16 protein-coding genes are annotated in these 20,601 nt (G+C 70.5%); 3 read left to right on the forward strand and 13 right to left on the reverse strand.

The genetic code is table 11. The annotated features are described in order from the left end of the window. Positions 1-3: 3 nt before the first annotated feature. The 3 genes from ACGHC0_RS17480 to ACGHC0_RS17490 are packed head-to-tail and all read right to left on the reverse strand — an operon-like array spanning position 4 to position 4,379. On the reverse strand, positions 4-459 hold the full coding sequence (locus tag ACGHC0_RS17480; protein ID WP_415266296.1) for an acyl-CoA thioesterase: 456 nt from the start codon (positions 457-459) through the stop codon (positions 4-6). After that, complete coding sequence (locus ACGHC0_RS17485) at positions 456-1,973, reverse strand: indolepyruvate oxidoreductase subunit beta family protein (protein ID WP_415266297.1); 1,518 nt, start codon at positions 1,971-1,973, stop codon at positions 456-458. Before ACGHC0_RS17485 ends, ACGHC0_RS17480 begins: the two co-directional genes overlap by 4 nt. 54 nt (positions 1,974-2,027) lie before the next feature. Beyond that, positions 2,028-4,379, reverse strand: coding sequence for a thiamine pyrophosphate-dependent enzyme (locus ACGHC0_RS17490; protein WP_415266298.1), 2,352 nt, complete (start codon positions 4,377-4,379; stop codon positions 2,028-2,030). Between the two features lie 606 nt (positions 4,380-4,985). On the opposite strand from ACGHC0_RS17490, the gene ACGHC0_RS17495 reads away from it, so the two are divergent. Then, the gene (locus tag ACGHC0_RS17495) at positions 4,986-6,011 is read left to right on the forward strand and encodes an AraC family transcriptional regulator (RefSeq protein ID WP_415266299.1); all 1,026 of its coding nucleotides are present in this window, start codon (positions 4,986-4,988) and stop codon (positions 6,009-6,011) included. A gap of 42 nt (positions 6,012-6,053) precedes the next feature. Here the strand turns inward: ACGHC0_RS17495 and ACGHC0_RS17500 are convergent, their stop codons facing one another. From ACGHC0_RS17500 to ACGHC0_RS17540, 9 genes are all read right to left on the reverse strand, one after another. Beyond that, entirely contained in the window at positions 6,054-7,262 is a 1,209-nt protein-coding gene (locus tag ACGHC0_RS17500; RefSeq protein WP_415266300.1) for a methyl-accepting chemotaxis protein, read from the reverse strand. Between the two features lie 70 nt (positions 7,263-7,332). Continuing rightward, on the reverse strand, positions 7,333-8,238 hold the full coding sequence (locus ACGHC0_RS17505; RefSeq protein WP_415266301.1) for a SphA family protein: 906 nt from the start codon (positions 8,236-8,238) through the stop codon (positions 7,333-7,335). 70 nt (positions 8,239-8,308) lie between these two features. Beyond that, positions 8,309-9,919, reverse strand: coding sequence for a phytoene desaturase family protein (locus tag ACGHC0_RS17510; RefSeq protein WP_415266302.1), 1,611 nt, complete (start codon positions 9,917-9,919; stop codon positions 8,309-8,311). Positions 9,920-9,924: 5 nt separating this feature from the next. Next, positions 9,925-10,728: a cyclase family protein gene (locus ACGHC0_RS17515; RefSeq protein ID WP_368352183.1), complete on the reverse strand. Its 804-nt coding sequence runs from the start codon at positions 10,726-10,728 to the stop codon at positions 9,925-9,927. Positions 10,729-10,806: 78 nt separating this feature from the next. Beyond that, positions 10,807-11,394, reverse strand: a complete 588-nt coding sequence (locus ACGHC0_RS17520) for a flavin reductase family protein (RefSeq protein ID WP_415266303.1) — start codon at positions 11,392-11,394, stop codon at positions 10,807-10,809. Positions 11,395-11,432: 38 nt separating this feature from the next. Next, the gene (locus tag ACGHC0_RS17525) at positions 11,433-12,680 is read right to left on the reverse strand and encodes a styrene monooxygenase/indole monooxygenase family protein (protein WP_415266304.1); all 1,248 of its coding nucleotides are present in this window, start codon (positions 12,678-12,680) and stop codon (positions 11,433-11,435) included. 71 nt (positions 12,681-12,751) lie between these two features. Further along, entirely contained in the window at positions 12,752-13,540 is a 789-nt protein-coding gene (locus tag ACGHC0_RS17530; protein ID WP_415266305.1) for an SDR family oxidoreductase, read from the reverse strand. Positions 13,541-13,785: 245 nt separating this feature from the next. Then, positions 13,786-14,598 carry an NUDIX hydrolase gene (locus ACGHC0_RS17535; protein WP_415266306.1) on the reverse strand — a complete coding sequence of 271 codons (813 nt, stop codon included), beginning with the start codon at positions 14,596-14,598 and terminating at the stop codon, positions 13,786-13,788. After that, positions 14,595-15,581: a quinone oxidoreductase family protein gene (locus ACGHC0_RS17540; RefSeq protein ID WP_415266307.1), complete on the reverse strand. Its 987-nt coding sequence runs from the start codon at positions 15,579-15,581 to the stop codon at positions 14,595-14,597. Before ACGHC0_RS17540 ends, ACGHC0_RS17535 begins: the two co-directional genes overlap by 4 nt. 160 nt (positions 15,582-15,741) lie before the next feature. Here ACGHC0_RS17540 and ACGHC0_RS17545 point away from each other — a divergent pair, with 160 nt between their 5' ends. Further along, positions 15,742-16,644 carry a DMT family transporter gene (locus ACGHC0_RS17545; protein ID WP_368352189.1) on the forward strand — a complete coding sequence of 301 codons (903 nt, stop codon included), beginning with the start codon at positions 15,742-15,744 and terminating at the stop codon, positions 16,642-16,644. 313 nt (positions 16,645-16,957) lie between these two features. Beyond that, complete coding sequence (locus ACGHC0_RS17550; RefSeq protein ID WP_368352190.1) at positions 16,958-18,904, forward strand: EAL domain-containing protein; 1,947 nt, start codon at positions 16,958-16,960, stop codon at positions 18,902-18,904. A gap of 419 nt (positions 18,905-19,323) precedes the next feature. On the opposite strand, the gene ACGHC0_RS17555 is transcribed toward ACGHC0_RS17550, so the two are convergent. Next, positions 19,324-20,598, reverse strand: a complete 1,275-nt coding sequence (locus tag ACGHC0_RS17555) for a glucarate dehydratase family protein (RefSeq protein WP_415266308.1) — start codon at positions 20,596-20,598, stop codon at positions 19,324-19,326. Between the last annotated feature and the right edge of the window lie 3 nt (positions 20,599-20,601).

The raw sequence follows: 20,601 nt of genomic DNA on the forward strand, positions 1-20,601 counted from the left end.
GTCTCAGGGGTTGGGTTCGGGGGAGTCCGGTGCCTCGGGCGCCAGGGCCTCGCGCAGCACGGCGGGAACGGCGATGGCCTGGTGCGTCTCCAGCGAAGTGGTCACCACCACCTGCCGCACGCGCATGCGCGGCTCGCCGTCGGCGCCCTTGCAGGCCAGCTCCAGCGTGATGGACTTGCCGCCCAGCTGCGCCACGTCCAGCGTCAGCGTCACGTCGTCGCCCATGCGGCTGATGGCACGGAAGTCGGCCTCCAGCCGCACGGTGGGCAGGCCGAAGCGCAACCGGCCGATGTAGCCGGCGAAGCCCACCCCGGGCAGCAACTGGTCCACCCAGGCCTCCAGCAGGTCGTTGAACATCACGAAGTACTGCGGATAGAAGACGATGCCGGCGGGGTCGCATTCCGAGAAGCGGATGCGGTGCGGGCGGCTGAAATGGCGGGCATGGGGGCGCGGGCTCATGCGGCGGCTCCTTGCGGGACGAGGGCATGGCGGCGCAGGCTGTCCCGCAGCTTCACGCCGTGTTCGTCGGCCAGGGCCGCGTCGCGCAAGGCGCGCAGCGTGGCGGGCGCGAGGGTCGCGGCATGGCGGTCCACCACGGCCATCAGGGTTTCATAGTTCTTCAGGCCCCGCGCATGCGTGTCGCTGTAGCCCTTGACGAGGCGCTGGCAGCGCGCGGCCTCCAGCGCCAGGGCCGGATCGATCGCGGCCAGGCGGTGGATGCGCGCCAGCCAGGTGTCGATGCGCTCGGTCTCCAGCTGGTAGCGCAGCGTGCTGCGCCGGCCGCGCCGCCAGCGCGCCAGCAGGTAGAGCGTGAGGAAGCCGCCCAGCGAGCTGGTGCGCACGATGCGCCCTTCGCGGGTGAAGCGGCCCACGAGCCGGTGCACGGCGTGCGGGCGGGACAGCCAGCGGCCCAGGCCCGCGGGCAGGGTTTCGCAGATTTCCTCCAGGCGCGGGTGCATGAATTCCTGGATGTGCAGCACCTGGTCCGCCTTGGCATGTACCTCGTCGGTCACGCGCTCGAAGCGGCTGGCGCGGGTCTTGAGGTCGGCCACGCGGATCACGTCCTCGTACGACATCCAGAGCGCCAGATGGCGGGCGGTTTCGGCCAGCAGCAGGTGGTCGGCGCCCCGCGCGGCGGCCAGTGCATCGAGGCGCTGCAGGTAGAGGGCTGCGTACGCGATGTCCTGGTAGTCGATCAGGCGGCGCACGCCTTCGACGGCGATGTCCGCCGCCTCGGCCGGATAGGCCGCTGCGCGGGCCACCAGCCGGGCCACTTCGGGATGGCGCGGCTGCACGCTGGCGGCCGGGCGCGGCTGGGGTTTGTCGGAGGCGATGCGCCCGGGCGCTTCCTGGCGCGACTGCTCGTAGCCCACGGCGAAGGCTTTCAGGCTGGGCTTCACGCCCACGCCGCCGCGCTCGATGGTGGCCTCGAACTGCTGGCGGTTGAAGGGCAGCACGCCCGCACCACAGAGCGCTCCGAACAGCACGGCGCTGATGACGCTGCCCGTGCGCTCGGCGGCGGCGGCCATGTCGAAGGCGACGAAGCGCTGCGCCGCGCGGCGTGCCTGGGCCAGCAGCGCGTCGCCGTCCACGCGCCCGTCGCCCATGGCGGACTTCTCGGCGATGGAATAGACGCGGTGGGTGGAGGTGACGAAGGCCGTGCGGTCGGGCGTGACGAGGCCACGCTGCACGGCGCGGCCGGCCTCCATGAGCTCGGAGGCCAGCACGATGTCCACGTCGCCCGGCATGGGGGCCTGGGCCAGCACCGGCACGCGCGCGCCCGGCTGGTCGGCGCCGGGGAACAGCTCCACGTAGTAGATGGTGGCGCCGGTACGCTGGGCCACGCCGGGCACGGAGGTGGTCTGCGCGAACCAGCCGCTGGATTCGCCCAGGTCGACGACCCAGTCGGCCAGCACGCCGCCGCCCTCCCCGCCCATGGCGAGGATGGCGATCTTGATCGGTTCAGTGGTCATGGAAGGCTCCGGAGAAAGCACGGGAAAGGAAAGCGGAAGCGGAAGCGGTGCGGCTCAGAACGCATAGCGGGCGCGGCGCTTCGCCTCGCCGCGCTGCAGCCAGCCGATCACGGCGGACCGCACGCGCTGCAGCAGGCGGTCGCGGCGCGTGGGGTGGCTCACGATCTGCGCGCGGTAGAACGAGGGGCACAGCACGGCGGCGTGCGCCACCTCGCCGCAGTTGCCGCAGCCCACGCAGCTGTCGATCACGGTGGCCACCGGGTCCTGCCGCAGCGGGTCGGGGTTGGTGCGCACCGACAGCGACGGGCAGCCCGAGAGGCGGATGCAGGAGTGGTCGCCCGTGCAGGTGTCCGGGTCCACGCCGAAGCGCTCGCGCACCACGCGCTCGCCGGCCTGCAGGGCGCGGCGCACTTCCTTCTTCTCGCGGCGCTGCTTGTTCAGCATGCATTCGCTCTGCGCGATCAGCACCTTGGGTCCGGGGGTCTGCGTGGTCAGCGCCTCGCGCAGCGCGTTGGTCATGGCCTTCAGGTCATAAGTACGGCGGATGGTCTGCACCCATTCGACGCCCACGCCGCGCACGGCCCGCTCGATCTCGTGGCCCGTGCTGCGCGTGGCGTTGGCGGCGCGCGACGAGGGGATGTCCTGGCCGCCCGTGGCCGAGCTGTAGTTGTTGTCGACGATGATGGTCAGGTTGTCGCTGCGGTTGAACACCGCGTTGGCGATGCCGCTGGTCAGGCCGTTGTGCCAGAAGCCGCCGTCGCCCATCACCGCGATGGCGCGCTTGCCCGCCGGCGCGCTGCCCGGCGCCACGGTGAAGGCCGCCGCCGCCGCGCCGCCCAGGCCGTAGCCCATGGTGGTGTTGCCCAGGTTGAAGGGCGGCAGGATGGAGAACAGGTGGCAGCCGATGTCGGCGCTGTAGTGGTGGGGCCCCAGTTCGCGCTCGATGAGCTTGACGGCCGTGAAGATCGGCCGCTCGGGGCAGCCGGTGCACAGGCCCGGCGGGCGGGCATGCACGATTTCCTCGAGCGGCTGGAGCTGCGCGGCGGGCACGGTGGCGTCTCCGCCCTCGTTCCAGTCGTTCTGGCGCACCAGGCTGCCGGCCGGGATGGCGTTGCCTTCCCCGTCGTCGGCCAGGGTCGCGGTGTCGCCGCCCTCCTCTTCGTCGCCGCCGGCCAGGGCCAGCGCAGGGGCGGGCGCAGCAGCGGTCGCCACGGCGGCCTTGGCGGCCACCAGAGGAATCACGCGGCGCTGCACCGGCTTCTTCACCTCGGGCTGCACCACGCCGTAGCGCTCCAGGAAGGCGCGCACGCCGGTCAGCACCACGGCGGTGTTGTAGTCGCCGGCCAGGGGCAGCACGTCCTTGCCGTGCAGGGCGGTGTCCAGCCCGCGCTGGCGCAGGATGGCGGCCACGTTCTGCTCGACGAAATTGGGCTGACCCTCTTCCACCACCAGCACGGCGCGCTTGTCCCGGCAGAAGCGCTCGAACTCGTCGTCCACCAGCGGGTAGGTGACGTTCATCACGTAGAGCGGCACCTGCGTGTCGCCATAGGCATCGGCCAGGCCGAGCTTCTGCAGCGCCCGGACCACGGTGTTGTAGTTGCCGCCCTGCAGCGCGATGCCCACATCGCCCTCGCCCTCGGCGAAGAACTCGTTGAGTTGGCGCTCCTGGATGAAGCGGACGGCGGCGGGCCAGCGCTGCTGCACCTTCTCGCGCTCGTGCAAAAAGCTCGCGGGCGGCAGAACGATGCGGTCGAGGTCGCGCACCGGGTTCTCCATCGCGTCCTTCACGGTGAAGGCCGGCGGCACGTTGTCGGAGGTGACGAACTGGCCGTGCAGGTGGCACGAACGGATGCGCATCTGCAGCATCACGGGCGTGTTGCTGGCTTCCGAGAGGTCGAAGCCGTCCTTCACCGCCTGCACGATGCAGGGCAGGTTCGGGCGCGGGTCCAGCAGCCACATCTGCGACTTCATCGCGAAGGCATGGCTGCGCTCCTGCATGATGGACGAGCCCTCGCCGTAGTCCTCGCCCACGATGATGAGCGCGCCACCCGTCACGCCGCCCGAGGCCAGGTTGGCCAGCGCGTCGGACGCCACGTTGGTGCCCACCGTGGCCTTGAAGGTGATGGCGCCGCGCAGCGGGTAGTTGACCGAGGCGGCCAGCGTGGCGCCGGCCGTGGCCTCGCTGGCGCTGTTCTCGAAGCGGATGCCGTACTCGGCCAGGATGTCCTGCGCGTCGGAGAGCACATCCATCAGGTGCGAGATCGGCGAGCCCTGGTAGCCCGCCACGTAGGCCACGCCGGATTCGAGCAGGGCCTTGGTGACGGCGAGGATGCCCTCGCCGCTGAACACCTCGCCCGCGCCCATGCGCAGCTTTTTCACTTCTTCGACAAACGAACGTTCTGCCATCGTGGTTCCCCTGGTCTGCGGTCGGTTTCACTCGGGCACCGGGCCCTGGAAGCGAATGTCCATCGCGATGGCGCGCCCGTCAATCCATGATTAATCATGCAATGACAGTTTGTGCAGACGGAGGACAGGGAGCGCCAGAAACGGGATAGGCCAGCGGTGCAGCGCACTCCCGCGGGGCACCGGCGGATGGCCGCCCTGCTCCGGACCGGTGCGGGCGCCGCGATGCTGCCCATCCTGCGGGGGAGCCGGCGAGCTTCCGCGCATGCATTTGCATGATTTTTCATACACACAGGAGCAGCCCGGGCATGCCATTGCACGGGAACTCTGCCGCGCCGCCCGGAAAACCAGGGTTTTCCTGGATTTGTCCACCTGCACCGCGGCCTACGATCTTGACCCAAGGCAAATGAATCGCGGAAAAACCACCACCATCCGCCCTGGCGGCCCGCGCGGCGGATCCCCACTGCCGACACCCGGCCCGCAAACCGTTACATGAAATTTCATGCGCATGGGCACGCAATTTGCGAAATGCAGCCATCGCGGCGCCTCGATGCACCGCGATGGCCCACGACAACGCCGGCAACCGCCGATACCCGCCAAGGAGGCCCCATGCTCTCCACGATGAATGCCGCTTCGGCCCTGCGCCAGCCCGCCATGCCCCTGGCGATCGAGCGCTTTTCCGGTGCGCCGGAGCACCTGCTGTTCGCCTCCGCGGACATCGACGAGACGCGCTCCATGGTGGGGCGCGTGATGAAGCCGCACCGGCTGGCGCAGACCGCGCCGGGCGAACGCCTGGATGCGCGCATGCACTACGTCAGCCTGGGCGACGTCTCGGTCAGCCGGCTGCGCTACGGCGCGGCCGTGGAGATCCAGCCCGGCCCGCTGGAAAGCTTCTTCCTGGTGCAGATGCCGCTGTCGGGCCATGCCCGCATCGACAGCGGCGGCCGGCAGGTGGAATCCGGGCCCGGCACCGCCTCCGTGCTCAGCCCGAACGACGACACCCGCATGCATTGGGCGTCGGGTACCGACCAGCTCATGCTGCGCATTGCCCGCGCCCAGGTCGAGCGCACCCTGGTCGGGCACCTGGGCCGCCCGCTGGACGAGCCCCTGCGTTTCGGGCTGGGCTTCCACTGGCAGGACTGCGCCCCCTGGCGCTGCCTGCTGTCCTACCTGCTGGACTGCGCCACGCAGTACCCCGACCTCTCGCAGAACAAGCTGGTGGTGGCACAGATCGAGCAGCTGGCCTGCCTCATCCTGCTCACGTCGCACCAGCACAACCACAGCGAAACGGCCCCCGCCCGGCGCAGCACCATCCTGCCGCGCCATGTGCGGCGCGCGCAGGATTACCTGCAGGCGCACGCCCACGAGCCGGTCTGCGTGGAGCAACTCGCCGAAGTGGCGGGCGTGAGCGTGCGCAGCCTCTACGCGGGTTTCAAGGAATTCCTGGGCGTGAGCCCCATGCAGTACCTGCGCGACCTGCGCATGGAGCACGTGCGGACCGAACTGCTCGGCGGCGAGGCGAGCAACGTCGCGGGCATCGCGCTGCGCTGGGGCTTCGCCCACCTGGGCCGGTTCAGCAACGAGTACAAGCAGCGCTACGGGGAATCGCCGAGCCAGACGCTGCGCCGGCACTGACGTGGCGCCGCCGCCCGCGGGCAGGCGCCAGCAGGCCCCAGGCTAGGAGGACCGAGGCGCCCCCTGCACACGCACCGGAATGCTCGCCGGATCCGGATCCACAGCCATCCGCGCGGCCGGGATCGCATCCGCGGAGAGCACCGCATCCCAGCGCCACCCGCCCAGCATGCCGGCCAGCGACTCCGACTGCTCCTGCAGCAGGTGCGCGGCGGCCGTCACGTCCTGCACGGTAGCGGAGTTCTGCTGCGCGGCCCGGTCCAGCCCGGCAATGGCCTCGCGCACCTCGGCGATGCCGTCGCCCTGGGCCCGGCTGGCGCTGGCGATGGCGGCGATCAGGCCGCCGATCCCCTGCGCATTGCGCACCATGGCCTGCATGGCGGCATCGGCTTCGGTTGCCCGTTCGCGCCCCTGCCGGACCTGCGCCGTGGCGGCGGCGATCAGGCCGCCGATCTCGCGGGCAGCACCAGCGCTGCGCGCGGCCAGCGCCCGCACCTCGGCCGCCACCACGGCGAAGCCCTGGCCATGCGAGCCGGCGCGGGCGGCCTCGACAGCCGCGTTCAGCGCCAGGATATTGGTCTGGAAGGCGATGGATTCGATCACGCCGGTGATTTCCGCCACGCGCCGCGACGCCCCGCCGATGGCCTCCATCTGCCGCGCCAGCGCCTGCGTGGCGGCTTCGGACTGCAGGGCGATGGCAGCGCCCTCGTCCACCAGTCGCTCGGCGCGCTGCGCACTGCCGGAGTTCTGTGCCACCGATGCGGTCAGCGCCTGCATGGCGGCGGCCGTTTGCTCCAGGACGGCTGCACGCTCGCGGGCCCGGCCTGCCAGATAGTCGTTGCCGTGGGCCATGCGTGCGGCGGCCTGGGCGATGCGTTGCGCCGCCCCGTCGATGGAAGCCAGCCGGGCGCCCAGTTGCGCGCGCAGCCGGTGCAACGCGGCACCGATGCCTGCCGGCCCGTGCACCGCCGCGCCTGCATGGACGACCCGCAGATCGCAGGCCGCGGCGCTCTCGGCCAATTGCCGCACCGCTTCCAGCGCAGGCGCCAGGCGCCGCAGCCACCACCACACCAGGCCCGCGGTTCCCACGAGTCCTCCGGCGGCCAGCAGGGCCAGCGGCAGGGCTGCCGCATCGGTGGCGGACGTGCCCCCCATCCCCCAGGCCAGCGCGGCCAGGCAGGTCAGACTCCACAGGCCCACCAGCGCGAACCCGGTGGTGCCCATCGGCGACGGAGCGCGAGTTTGCTTTTCCATAGGCACTGCTCCTGAGCGTGGCATGGTGCCGCGCGTCGTCAAGATGGAAGGACCGCCGCCCTGCCCCGCGTCAGAACGGAATCGTCGCCTTCGCCAGCAGGCCGCTGCCTTCGGGCCGGTTGCGCACGCCGAAGTCCTTCTGCCACTTCACCGTGACCAGGAAGCCCTTGTCGTTGGCGTAGCGGATCGCGGGGCCGAAGCCGATGGCGCGGGCCTTGCCCTGGGCGCTGCCGGGGCCGCTGTCGTTGGTGACCTGGCTGAACACGTGGCCGCCCACGCCCACCACCCAGCCGTTGCCCAGGCCCCAGCCGGCGGCGTAGTCGGCATGCAGGGCCTGGCCGGACCGGGTATCGGTGTCGCCGTTGCGGCGGTTGATGTCGTACATCAGCTTCACGTCGCCGTTGAAGCCCGAAGGCTGCATGTAGGTGACGGCGTAGACCGGCTGGAAGGTCCAGTAGTTCTTGCCCAGGCTCGACGGGTCGGTCGCACTGTACTTGCCGGTGGGCGCGACGATGTCCAGCCCGACCACCTGGTGCAGCCGCGGCGAGAGGTGGTAGCCCAGCGCCGCGCCGACGGTGATGTCGCCCAGGCCCGAGCTCTTGAACGTGGCGCCGCCCGCGCGGAACTTCACGTCCAGCAGCGGCACGACGGCATGGAAGGCCAGCTGGCCGCCCGCGATCGTCTGCGGCGTGACCCACACGACGCGCGGGGCCAGCAGGTTCACGTCCACCTTGAAGTCCGGCACCAGCGACTGGCCGCCGTTGCCGCGCAGCGTGTCGTAGCGGTAGCCGCCGCCGTAGGCCATCACGTGCACACCGGGGGGCGGCAGTGCGCCGACGAAGTAGTTCTCCAGGCCGTCGGGGTAGACGCCCAGGCCGCCGCTTTCCGTGGCGTGTGCCGCGCCCGTGGCAGCCAGGCCGGCCGCCATGCCCAGCAGGCCCGCCAGGCCTCTCTTCTTCGATGCGATGTTGCGCATGGTTCTTCCTTCGTCTTCAGTGGGTTGGAATGATGGGAAAAGATGCTCGATGCCAGAGAGTCGGCACCCGTCAGCCGGGCGCCAGCCGCTGCGCGATCTGGTAACCCGAACCGGCGCCCAGACCCGGCCCGGGATGGGTGCTGGCGCCGATGTGGAACACGTTGGCCAGCGGCGTGCGGTGGCCGCGCGCGCCATCGCTGCCGGCGAAGGGCCGCAGCCAGAAGAACTGATCGGGCGAGCACAGGCCGCCGTACGGGTCGCCGCCCACCAGGTTGCAGTTGAGGCGCTCCAGGTCGGCCGGCGAATACGCGCGGCGCCCCACGATGCGCCCGGCCAGCCCGGGCATCACCTGCTCCAGCCGGGTCTGCACCCGGTCGGCGAAGGCTTCGCGGACGGCCTCGTTCCAACGCCCGTCCGCGGGCACGGCGATCTCGCCCGCCGCATCGCCACGCAGGTGCGATGGCAGCTCCTGCATCTGGATCCACAGAATCCATCCACCTTCCGGCGCGCGCGACGAGTCAGCCGCGGTCGGCTGCCCGATGCCCAGCGTGGGCCGGGCGGGCAGCAGGCCGTTGTTGGCCTCGGTGACGGAAGTGCAGACCTGTTCCATGCTTTCCGTCAGATGCACCAGCGGCACCTTCAGCAGCTCCGGCTCCTTCCACGCGGGCGGCGCATTCAGGGCGAAGTGGATCTGCATGTCGCCCCGGCCATGCTGGAAGGCTTCGGCGCGCTCGCGCACGGCGGGCGGCGCATCGGGCAGCAACCGGCCGTAGAGCTGCCCGGGCGTAACGCTGCACACCACCGATTCGCCGGCCGCGTAGATGCGCCCGTCGGCCAGTTGCACGCCGGTGGCGCGGCGCCTGCGGCCCTGGCCCTGCGTGTCGATCCGGTCCACCTGCGCATTGCAGACCAGCTCGCCGCCATGCTGCCGGATCACGGTGGCCAGCGCCTCCACCAGCCGGCTGCCGCCGCCCTCCACCACCGGCATGCCGCCGCTGACCACGGCGGCGAAGGTGAGCTTGCCGATCAGCGCCGAGGTGGCGTCGTCCGGCCCCAGGCCCGAGTGCAGCGTCCACGGCGCCACCAGCGCGCGCGCCAGGTCGGATTGCAGCGCGCGCTGCGACCAGCGGCGGAAGTTCTCCATGGCGCCGCCCGCATAGGCCAGCAGGCCGTCGGTGCCGCGCTGGCGCCATTCCGACCACAGCAGCCTGATGAGCGGCCAGCCGTACGGATCGCCGCCCAGCAGGCCGAAGGTGAGCGCCGCATCGCGCCCGAAGATCCCGGCGGCCATGGCCTGGATCGCCGCGCCATCGCCCGGCGCCACCGCGTCGATGCGGCGCGCGGCATCGTCCAGGTCCTGCCGCAGGGCGATGCCCCGGCCGTCGGGCCCGACCCAGCCGGTCGTGTATTCGGGCGTGAGGAACCGCAGCCCGGCCCGCTCCAGCGCCGGCTTCAGTTCGGCATAGCCCGGGCTGCCGGTGAAGAGCGGATACCACGAGGCCATGACCTCGTGCCGGTAGCCCGGAAACAGCTCCTCGGTGCGGATGCAGCCACCGAAGCGGTCGTTGCGCTCCAGCACCAGCACGCGCCTGCCGCGCACGGCCAGCAGCGCCGCCCCCACCAGGGCGTTGATGCCGCTGCCGACGAAGATCACCTGCGGATCGGAAGCGTTGCCGGCCATGGCGGTCACTCCACCAGCGCCAGCACGCGCAGCGGGCTGCCCGAGCCGCCTTCGATCTTCAGCGGTGCGGAGAAGATGAGCGCGCCCTGCGGCGGCAGCTGGTCCAGGTTCTTCAGGCACTGCAGGCCGTAGCGGTTGGCGCCGTGCATCAGCGTGTGGCACGGATACGGCACGGGCCAGGTGTACGACTGGCCGGCATCGGTGTTGATGGTCTCCACGCCGAAGCCGTGCACCTGCCGCTGGTGGATCAGCCATTCGACCGCCTCCTGCGTGGGGCCGGGCGTGTGGGCTCCATCGTCCTTCAGGTTCAGGAAGGCGTCCGCATCATGGGCTTTGAGCGACCAGTCGGTGCGCAGCAGCACCCAGGCACCGGCCGGAATGCGGCCGTGGCGCGCCTCCCAGGCTTCCAGGAAGGGGACCGTCAGCAGCCAGTCGGCATCGGCCGCGACCTCGGCGCTGGCATCGACCACCACGGCCGGGGCGACGAAGTTCTCCGGCGCGATGGTGTCCACGCTGTTGGCCGGGTGCTCGCGCCCGGTGATCCAGTGGGCCGGCGCGTCGAAGTGCGTGCCTGTGTGCTCGCCGCAGGAGAAGTTGTTCCAGTACCAGCCCGGGCCGCTCTCGTCGTAGTGCGAGATGCGCTCGATCGTGAAGGGCTTGACCTGCCCGAACTGCGGCGGCAGCTGCAGCGTGGGAAACGAGGGCGACAGCGTCTGCGTGAGATCGACGACGCGGATGGCGCCGCCGGCCAGCTGGGCGGCCAGCGCGGCGAGGGTGGAAGGGGGCGACGAAGCGGCGGGCGTGCTCATGGCGGGCTCCAGCGGGAAAAGAAGGGGCGGAACGCAGGCCCGGCCGGAACGCTCCAGGCCTGCGGAACGGCGGCGGTGTCAGGCGGCCGGAGGCGGCACGTCCAGCGCCGTGAATCGGCCGGCGTGGAAGACCAGCGGCGTGCCCGGCGCACTGTGGGTGCGCACCACGCGCCCCACCATCAGCAGGTGGTCGCCCGCATGGCGGCTGTGGTCGGCCTCGCTCGCGCAGACCAGCGTGGTCACCGCGCCGGTCAGCACGGGCACGCCCTCGGGCGCGTCGATCAGGTCCACGCCGGCGAACTTGTCGGGCACGGCGGGGCTGGCGAAGCGCCTGGCCAGTTCCTCGTGCTCGCGCGGCAGGACGTGGATGGCAAAGTGCGAGCAGTCGCGGAACGCGGCCAGGCTGGGCGAGTGGTTGACCAGGCTCCAGAGCACCAGCGGCGGATCGAGCGACAGCGACGCGAAGGAGTTGATGGTCAGGCCCACGGCGCGGCCTTCCGGCGTGCGCGTGGTCACGATGGCCACCCCGGTGGGGTAGCTGCCCAGCAGGTTGCGCAGGGTGCGCGGCTGCAGGTCCACGCAGCCCCAGGGGGCGTTTTCGCAGTCGGTGGCGGCGGGGCTGGCGGCTTGCACGGCCAGGGCTTCGGGGGCGAGGCAGGCGGACATGGCGGTCTCCTTGGGTGGTTGCATCGCGTTCGCCGCGCTCAGGCCGCGACGGCCTCGGGCGCCTGGTGGCGGGCGATGAGCTGGTCGGCCTCGTCCGCATCCGCCCACCACGGGAAGTAGCTCGGCGGGTGGTTGAAGCCGTTGGCGATGGTGTGGGCCAGTGTGGGCATGGCGGCGGCGGTGCCCAGCAGCTTGAGGATGTGCGGCGGCGGGGGCGTGAGGAGCGAGTTGGTCCACTGCACCACCCACTGCGCGTAATCCCAGAAGCGCTCGAAGGTCTGCTCCATCCAGGCGCGCGTGTAGGGCTGGTCGCCATGCGCCAGGATGGCGTCGAGGTACACCCTGGCGGCCTTGGTGGCGTTGTTCGAGCCCTGGCCGGTGATGGGGTCGTTCGTGGCCACGGCATCGCCCAGGCCGAACACCAGGCGTCCCGAAGGCAGCGTGAGCACGGGCTTGCGCACGGTGGGCGCGAAGGCGCCGGCCAGGATGCCGTTGGCGTCGGTCAGCTCCACCCCCTGGGCGCGCTCGGCCTCCCAGGGCAGGAACTGCTGCAGGAAGCGCTTGCTGGTCGCCAGGTGGTCTGCGGGCGTCTTCACGTCGCGCCAGCAGTCCAGCGGGCCGCCGGGCACGCCTTCGAACACCATGATGTCGCAGGGGCCGCTGAGCGTGAGCGAGGGGAACACGAAGTATTCGCCCACGCCCGGGATCAGGTTGAACGACACGCGGGAGTAGTCCGGCGTGGGCTTCAGGCCGTGCACATAGGTCAGGGCCAGCGCACGCTGCGGCTTGTCGAAGGGCGAGCGGGCGGCGTCGCGCTCGAAAAGGCGCACCACCTCGCCCTTGCCAGCCGCGAGGATCACCAGGTCGTGCGTGTCCGACAGCGCCTCCAGTTCGGCGATGCCCGCGTCCTGGATCAGCACCTTGCCGCCGCGCTTTTCCAGGTTCTCCAGCCACACGGGCATCTTCAGGCGCTGGTCCACCGACTGCGCGGGCGCATCCAGCCTGGCGCTCCAGTCGATCAGTCTGGCACCGGCCTGCTCCGGATGAGGAACGGCGAAGCCGATGCCCTCCACCGGCGGGCATTCGGCCCCCCAGTGGTCGATGTCCAGGTCGCGCTCCACCTGCAGCGCGGGGTCGAACATGCACTGGCTGGACATCACCTTGCCCGCGCGGATCTGGTCGGGCGTGCGGTTGGTCACCACGGTGACCTCGTAGCCCTTGTCCAGCAGACCGAAAGCCAGCGGCAGGCCGGCCTGGCCTCCGCCCACGATTGCAACTCGACGCATGGCAGTCTCCTTGGAAGAATCGGAAAGAAAGAGAGAGAAAGAAGGAAGGAAGGTGTCGGGAAAAGAGGCGCTCACTCCGCCAGCCGCGGGATCGCCGGACGCGCCTGCTCCGGCCCCATGGCCGAATAGCCGCCGTCCACCGCGTAGTCGGCGCCGGTCACGAACGAGGCACGGCCCGACAGCAGGAAGGCCACGACTTCGGCCACCTCCTCCGGATTGCCCACGCGCTTCAGGAGGTGGTAGTCGGCCGCCACGCGGTCGGTCTTGGCGCGGTCGCCCTGGGTGAGTTCGTCCATCACGCGCGACCAGGTCCAGCCCGGCGAAACGGAATTGACGCGGATACCGTCCGCCGCGAAGTCCATGGCCATGTTGCGCGTGACCTGCACCAGCGCGGCCTTGGAGACGGGGTAGAGCCAGCGGCCGGTCTGCGCGACCTTGGACGAGATGCTGGTGAAATTCACGATCGCGCCGCCGCCCGCCGCCACCAGGTGCGGGCGCACGGCACGTGCGGCCATCACGGCGCTGACCAGGTTCACGTCCAGCGCCTTGAGCCAGTCGGCGCGCTCCGAGGCCGCACCGTCGTCCAGGTACGTGGCGGCCAGGTTGACCAGCCCGTCGATGCGCCCGAAGCGCAGCGCCACGTCGGCCACGCTGGCGACCAGCTGCGCGTCGTCGGTGATGTCCACCGGCCAGAAGCCGATGTGGCCGCTATCTTCGGCGGCGATGCGGGCACCGCCTTGCGCATCGATGTCGAAGAGGGCGACGCGTGCGCCCTGGTCGCGCAGCGTGCGGACCACGGCCGCACCGATGAGCGTGGCGCCGCCGGTGACGATGACGGTCTTGCCTTGCAGGTCTTTCATGGAGCAATCCCCTTGCACGGAGCTCGGCCGGGGCCGCGCGCTGCGGCGTGTCCCGGTGCCTTGCGGCGCTCTCCGGTGGTTTCGCAGCCGTTCGCTGCTTGGGCTCCATGGTGCGGGCAAGCCCCGCGCACCCCCTATCCGGCGCGCGCAGCCGCTATCCGGCGCGTGCGGGTATCGCTCGCCTGCGGAAAAAGAAGGAAGAAAAAAGGAAGGACGGGCGGCGGTGCGCCCCTCCCGTCAGGGCCTCACCAGCCGTAGAAGCAGGCCAGCACCAGCGCCGCCTCGGGCGTGAAGGCGCCCTGCGCGAGCCGCGCGTGCACGGCGGCCTCGTCCAGCAGCTCGAAGCGTTCCACCTCGCCGTCCTGGTTGGCGGGCACGAGGCCGTCGGGCACGGTGGCGCGGAACCAGTCGATGCGCTCCACCATGTAGCCCGCGCCCTCGCCTTCGTCGCTCGGGCGCGCGAAATCGACGTGGCCGCCCTGGGCCACGGCCTGCAGGGCTTCGATGCGCAGGCCGGCCTCTTCCCAGGTCTCGCGCGCCAGGGCGGATGCCACCGTGTCCTGCGCGCTCACCATGCCGCCCATGAGCGTGTCCCACCGGCCCGGGTGGCTGGGCTTCGTGAAGGCGCGCTGCTGCACCCACTGCCGGCCGTCCGGCACGCAGGCCACCAGATGCACCGCCCGCGTGGCGATGCCCAGCGCGCGCACCGCGCCGCGCTCCACCGTGCCGACGCGTTCGCCCGCCGCATTGCACACCGCGAGCTGCTCGTCGCGCCAGGCACCGCACCGGCCGGCGCTGCGCAGCGCCTCCGCCAGCGCGGCCAGGGCCGGCGTGGCATCGGCCGGGGCACAGGCCAGATGCCAGCGCCATGCGCCCGCATGCGGCTCCTTCGTGAGAGCGCCCCCTTCCAGAGCGACACCCTCCAGCACGCCGGGCGCCACCGAACCCACGGTCTGCCCGGCCACGGCGAACGGCAGGCGCGGCACGGCCGGTGGGCGGCGCGCCAGCGTGCGGGCCGGCGCCACCCAGCCGGGCACTTCGCGATGCGCGCTCGTCATTCCAGCGTCAGGATGGTCGAACCCGTGGTCTTGCGCGCCTCCAGGTCGCGGTGCGCCTGCTGCACGTCGCGCAGGGGGTAGCGCTGGTCGATGTGGATGGTCACGTCGCCGCTCTGCACCACCGCGAACAGGTCGTCCGCCATCGCCTGCGTGGCCTCGCGCGTGGCGATGTGCGTGAACAGCGTCTGGCGCGTGACGTACAGCGAGCCCTTGGCGCCGAGCATGCCGGGCGCGAACGCCGGCGCCGGCCCCGAGGCATTGCCGAAGGTGGCCATGAGACCGAAGGGGCGCAGGCACTCCAACGATTTCTCCCAGGTGTCCTTGCCCACCGAGTCGTACACCACCTTCACGCCCTTCCCGTCCGTGATCTCCTTCACGCGCGCCGCGAAATCTTCGGTGCGGTAGTTGATGGCGTGCGCCGCGCCGTTGGCGAGCGCCAGCCGGCACTTATCGTCGCTGCCGGCCGTGCCGATGAGCTGCAGGCCCAGCGCCCTCGCCCACTGGCAGGCGATCAGCCCCACGCCGCCCGCGGCCGCATGGAACAGCACGTGGTCGCCCGGCTGCAGCCCCTCGGCCGGCAGCGTCTTCTTGAGCAGGTACTGCGCCGTCAGGCCCTTGAGCATCATGGCCGCGCCGGTCTCGAAATCGATCGCGTCGGGCAGCCGGCACACGCATTTCGCGGGCAGCACGCGCACCTCGGCATAGCTGCCGGGTGGCGCGCTCGCATAGGCGGCACGGTCCCCCGCGGAGAGGTGGGTCACGCCCGGGCCCACGGCCTCCACGATGCCCGCGCCCTCCATGCCGATCGTGGCCGGCATCGGCAGCGGGTACAGGCCCGTGCGGTGGTAGACGTCGATGAAATTCAGGCCCACCGCATGGTGGCGGATGCGGATCTCGCCGGGGCCGGGTTCGCCCACGGGCACGTCGGTCAGGTGCAGTTCTTCGGGACCGCCGTGCTGGCGGATCTGGACGGCAAGGCTCATGCGGCGACTCCTGAGATGGAAGACAGATCGAGATGGAAAAAGCCGGGAGGTCCCCGCGGCGGGACGGCGGAGGTCCGGCCAGCGGAATGCCCCCACGCGGCGGCCGGCGTGCATCCTGCCACGGATCGCGAAAGCCCGCAGGCCGGTACATTTCCCGGCCATGACACAACGACTCTCGCCCGGCACGGCCGCCCTGCTCGTGGCCGCGCCGCTGCTCTGGGCCGGCAACGCGGTCGTCGGCCGCCTCGTGCACCACCTCATCTCTCCGGTCGCGCTCAATTTCATCCGCTGGGCCCTGGCCTTCGCGGTGCTGCTGCCCCTGGCCCACGGCGTGCTGCGCCGGGGCAGCCCGCTGTGGCCGCACTGGCGCCGCTACGCGATGCTCGGCCTGCTGGGCATCGGCTGCTACAACGCGCTGCAGTACATGGCGCTGCAGACCTCCACACCGCTCAACGTCACGCTCGTGGGCTCCAGCCTGCCGGTCTGGATGCTCGCCGTGGGCACCTTCTTCTTCGGCGTGCGGGCGACGCGCGCGCAGGTGGCGGGCGCCCTGCTCTCCGTTGCCGGCGTGCTGCTGGTGCTCAGCCGCGGCGAATGGTCGCAGCTGCTGGCGCTGCGGCTGGTGCCGGGCGACCTGTACATGGTGCTGGCCACCATCTCCTGGGCCTTCTACAGCTGGCTGCTGTCGCGCACCGCCGAGCCCGCGGGCCTGCGCGCCGACTGGGCCGCCTTCCTCATGGCGCAAATGGTGTTCGGCCTCCTCTGGTCGGGCGCCTTCGCCGCCGGCGAATTTAGCCTGGGCCTCGCCCACGTCACCTGGGGCTGGCCGCTGGCCACCGCCCTCGCGTTCATCGCCCTGGGCCCCGCCCTGCTCGCCTACCGCTGCTGGGGAGCGGGCGTGCAGCGCGCGGGACCGGCGGTGGCAGGCTTCTTCATCAACCTCACGCCACTCTTCGCGGCGCTGCTCTCGGCACTGGCCCTGGGCGAGACGCCGCATCTCTACCATGGCGCGGCTTTCGCGCTGATCGTGGCGGGCATCGTGGTGTCGTCGCGCCGGCCCTGAGCCCGCCCGGGGCCCTGCCGGCCCCTCTTGCGCCGGCCCCTCTTGCGCCGGCCCCTCTTGCGCCGAACCTGCATTCGCGGACTGTCCGGCACGACGCACCGTGCTTGGCGCGTGGACCTGCGTGCGCAGCGCACCCGCACGGCATGACATTTATCGGGTAGGCAGAAAACCGTCCAGCCGGAAAATTCGGGCGGGTACATCCCACCTTCCGGCGGATCGGCGGCACGGCATCCCAGGGTCTCGCCGGCCCGGAGCCCCCGGACAGGTCCCAGGCCCGCGCGCGGCGGGCCCGGCACTTCTCGACAGGGGCGCAATGCTTGAAATCATCGCCCACGCATGGCGCGTGGAACTCGCGAACTATCCGCTGCTGCTCCTGCAGGCCGCGGCACTGCTGGGCACCGTGAGCATGGTGCTGGTGACGTCGCGGCAGAACGCCGTCGGCATGGGGTCGGGCCGCGCCTTCCATGGCATCGTGTTCGGCCTCGCCGGCTTCCTGATGATCGCGATGGCGCAGTCGTTCCTGCAGCAGACGTCCAAGCCGTACCTCGCTTCCGATCTGCTCTTTCTGGGAGGGCTCCTGGGCGGATGGCGCGGCGGACCGATCACCCTGGCCTCGGTCGTCGCGGCGCGCCTGCTGTTCGGGGGCACCCACCAGATCAGCGCCTTCACCCTCGACATGTCGGTCACGATGGCGGGCGGAGTCCTCATGAACAAGGTGTACCGCGACAAGCCCTTCACCGAATTCCGGGGGAGCGACACCTTCCGGATCTGGGCGGCGCGCATGGCCTGCTCGCTCGTCGCCAGCGCCGCCGTGTTCGCCCTGCAGCTGGTGCCGGCCGAGGTGAGCGTGCACGTGGTCACGCTGCAGGTGCTCGGATTCACCGTATCCCTCCTGATCCTGGCCGGCACGATAGCCCTGTTGCGCTCCGACGCCATGGTCCGGCAGACCTGCGCCCAGCGCATGCAGCTGTACCGCACCGATCTGCTGACCGGACTGCCCAACCGGCGGGCGCTGGCGGAACACCTCGAAGGCCTGCTGAGCGCCGGCAGCGCCCCGCACACGATGATCGTCTTCGAGATCGGCAACCTGAAAGAGGTGGTGTCGATGCTCGGCCACGACTGGACGGACAGGTTCTGGGGATACCTCGCGCGCAAGGTCCTCCAGGGAGAGACCGCCTCGCTCAGCCGGGAGGTACCGCAGTGCTTCCAGTTCTCGGACATGGCCCTGGCGTTCATCGTCGAGGGCATGCCCGTGCAGCAGCTCGAGCACCGCGAGACCCTGCCCAAGATCCACGCGGACCTGGCCGAGGACTTCGGGCGCGCCGGCAGCCCCTACGCCGGCGTGCAACTGCGCTACCGCGCCTTCAACCTGCGGCAGGACGCGGACGAGCGGCCCTCTTCGGTGCTGCGCAACATCAGCCTGGCACTGCAGAGCAGCACGCAGCAGTACCGGTACTTCCACACCTCGTTCTCCTCGCAGACGGAAAAGGACGCCGCCGTCCGCGAACTGCTCATCGACTGGATACGGAGGGTGGACGCACCGATGTGCTATCAGCCCAAGTTCGATCTGCGCAGCAAGGCCATGTACGGCGCGGAAGCGCTCCTGCGCGCGAAATCCGTGGATGGACAGCCCCTGCCGCCGACCTACGTGTTCGACGTGGCGAGCCGGTGCCAGCTGCTCCTGAAGCTCGAGTGGTGCACGATCGAGGTCGTCGTGCGCGAGATCGGCCGCTGCCTCGCCTCCGGCATCCGCATCCCGCTCTCGGTCAATATCTCTGCGGAATCCATGACCGTACCGGGCTTCGGCGAACGGGTCATCGACTGCCTCCGCACGCAATCCGTCCCCTTCCACCTGCTGTCGCTGGAGATCATCGAATCGGGCCACCTTCCCGACATCGAGACCGTGCACACCAACATCCACCATCTGCATACCGCGGGCGTGGGCCTGTCGCTCGACGATTTCGGCACGGGGTACTCCGCTTTGTCGACGCTGGCGAAGTTTCCGTTCAGCGAGGTCAAGATCGACTACGCCATGGTCTCGATGGTGGAAGAACCCCGCATGCAGAAGGCGATCGGCCTGGCCTTCGAAAGCGCCCGGCAATATGGCGCGGTACTCGTCGCGGAGGGGGTGGAAACCGAAGTCCAGTCGGCGCTGCTTTGCCAGATGGGCATCTATTTCGGACAGGGCTACCTGTTCTCGCGGGCCCTGCCCATGCACGACGTGCTCGCGCTACCCCGGTCCGGCCCGGCAACCGCGTGAAGGCCTGGCGGCCGCCCTGCCCGCCTTCCGCCCGTGTCGCCAGCGCCAGGTCGCCCACCGCGACAAGGACGGCGGCAGACCATCGCTCGCGCCAGTGGACTGCTTTTGTCTCGGCGAATGCCTGGAGTCGGATATGGAATCCGCGATCGCTTAAGGTTTCTTCAGATTATTTAAGGCGCATTAATTTCTATTCACCTTCTAACGCTGCACGAGCTCGACCGTGCGGCAACAATGTGCCGCCGGCCCGCATTCCGCGGCCGGCACTTTGAATGGCTCGGCACACAGGATTTCAAAAAACGGGAGATATTTCTTCGGTCGTCATAATGAAGCCCGATCCGTGACCTGCAGGCCGGGAACTCCGATGGCCCCTTGCCGCGCAGCCAGGCATAGGGAACAGGATGGCGCACGGCCCACACCCCTCAGAACCGCGGACTCTTCCCCGAAAACTCCGGCTGGTACCTGCGCATCTGGCTCAGGTCGTCGCGGTTGCGTACACCGCAGCGCAGGTACTGCTCATGCAGTTCCGCCAGGCGGGCGGCATCCAGACGCACCCCCAGGCCGGGCGTGGAAGGCACGGGCACGCTGCCGTCCACGAAGCGGATGCGGCCGCCCTCGATCACCTCCTCTTCCTGCCACGGATAGTGCGTATCGCAGGCATAGGTGAGGTTCGGGATGCTCGCGGCCACGTGCGTCATGGCCATCAGGCTGATGCCCAGGTGGGAGTTGGAGTGCATCGACATGCCCAGCCCCCAGAGCTCGCACATGCGCGCCAGGGTCTGCGTGACGCGCAGGCCGCCCCAGTAGTGGTGGTCCGACAGCAGCACCCGGGCCGACCCCATGGGAACGCCCTTGCGGAAGTCCTCCATGGTGGTGATCACCATGTTGGTGGCGAGCGGCAGGCGCGTGTGCTTCTGCAGCTCGGCCATGCCAGCCAGGCCGGGGCACGGGTCTTCGTAGTACTCCAGCAACTCGTCCAGTTCCCGGGCTGCCGCGATGCTCGTCTCCAGCGACCAGTTGGCGTTGGGATCGAGCCGCAGCGGCAGGCCGGGAAAGGCCTCGTGCAGCGCCCGCATGCAGGCAATTTCGTGGGCCGGCTCGAACACGCCGCCCTTGAGCTTGATGCTCCGGAAGCCGTAGAGCCGGATCATGCGCCGCGCCTGCTCGACGATCTGCTCCGGGCTGATGCCCTCGCCCCAGGCGTCGGGCGCGTAGGGCCGGTCGATGTGCTCGGCGTACTTGAAGAACAGGTAGGCGCTGTAGGGCACCGCGTCGCGCACCTTGCCGCCCAGCAGATCGACGATGGGGGCGCCGACGATCTGGCCCTGCAGGTCCAGCATGGCGACCTCGAACGTGCTCACCACCTTCGAGGCGTTCTTGGCGGCATGCGAGCCGGGCGCCAGCTCGAACTCCACCGCATCCGCGGCGGGCCGGATCGCGGCGCGCACGCGCTGCTCCATGGTGTTCAGGTCGAACGGCGACAGCCCGGTGACCAGCGGCACGGCCTGCCGCAGCACGCGCAGCATGGGCTCGTCGCCGTAGGTCTCCGAGATGCCGACGCGGCCGTCGCTGGTCTCGACCTGGACGATGGAGCGCAGCGCCCAGGGCTCGTGGATGCCGGCGGCGTTCAGGAGCGGGCCGTCACGGAACGCGATGGGCGTGATGTCGACGCGGGTGATGCGGATGTCGCGGGCCATGGG

The organism is Acidovorax sacchari (assembly GCF_042847045.1).
Lineage (GTDB): Bacteria > Pseudomonadota > Gammaproteobacteria > Burkholderiales > Burkholderiaceae_C > Paracidovorax > Paracidovorax sacchari.

Coding starts and splice junctions, on each gene's coding strand:
- ACGHC0_RS17495 (WP_415266299.1), top strand. CDS start 4,986: ATGCTCTCCACGATGAATGCCGCTTCGGCCCTGCGCCAGCCCGCCATG.
- ACGHC0_RS17520 (WP_415266303.1), bottom strand. CDS start 11,394: ATGTCCGCCTGCCTCGCCCCCGAAGCCCTGGCCGTGCAAGCCGCCAGC.
- ACGHC0_RS17545 (WP_368352189.1), top strand. CDS start 15,742: ATGACACAACGACTCTCGCCCGGCACGGCCGCCCTGCTCGTGGCCGCG.
- ACGHC0_RS17500 (WP_415266300.1), bottom strand. CDS start 7,262: ATGGAAAAGCAAACTCGCGCTCCGTCGCCGATGGGCACCACCGGGTTC.
- ACGHC0_RS17490 (WP_415266298.1), bottom strand. CDS start 4,379: ATGGCAGAACGTTCGTTTGTCGAAGAAGTGAAAAAGCTGCGCATGGGC.
- ACGHC0_RS17530 (WP_415266305.1), bottom strand. CDS start 13,540: ATGAAAGACCTGCAAGGCAAGACCGTCATCGTCACCGGCGGCGCCACG.
- ACGHC0_RS17480 (WP_415266296.1), bottom strand. CDS start 459: ATGAGCCCGCGCCCCCATGCCCGCCATTTCAGCCGCCCGCACCGCATC.
- ACGHC0_RS17535 (WP_415266306.1), bottom strand. CDS start 14,598: ATGACGAGCGCGCATCGCGAAGTGCCCGGCTGGGTGGCGCCGGCCCGC.
- ACGHC0_RS17550 (WP_368352190.1), top strand. CDS start 16,958: ATGCTTGAAATCATCGCCCACGCATGGCGCGTGGAACTCGCGAACTAT.
- ACGHC0_RS17505 (WP_415266301.1), bottom strand. CDS start 8,238: ATGCGCAACATCGCATCGAAGAAGAGAGGCCTGGCGGGCCTGCTGGGC.
- ACGHC0_RS17555 (WP_415266308.1), bottom strand. CDS start 20,598: ATGGCCCGCGACATCCGCATCACCCGCGTCGACATCACGCCCATCGCG.
- ACGHC0_RS17485 (WP_415266297.1), bottom strand. CDS start 1,973: ATGACCACTGAACCGATCAAGATCGCCATCCTCGCCATGGGCGGGGAG.
- ACGHC0_RS17515 (WP_368352183.1), bottom strand. CDS start 10,728: ATGAGCACGCCCGCCGCTTCGTCGCCCCCTTCCACCCTCGCCGCGCTG.
- ACGHC0_RS17510 (WP_415266302.1), bottom strand. CDS start 9,919: ATGGCCGGCAACGCTTCCGATCCGCAGGTGATCTTCGTCGGCAGCGGC.
- ACGHC0_RS17540 (WP_415266307.1), bottom strand. CDS start 15,581: ATGAGCCTTGCCGTCCAGATCCGCCAGCACGGCGGTCCCGAAGAACTG.
- ACGHC0_RS17525 (WP_415266304.1), bottom strand. CDS start 12,680: ATGCGTCGAGTTGCAATCGTGGGCGGAGGCCAGGCCGGCCTGCCGCTG.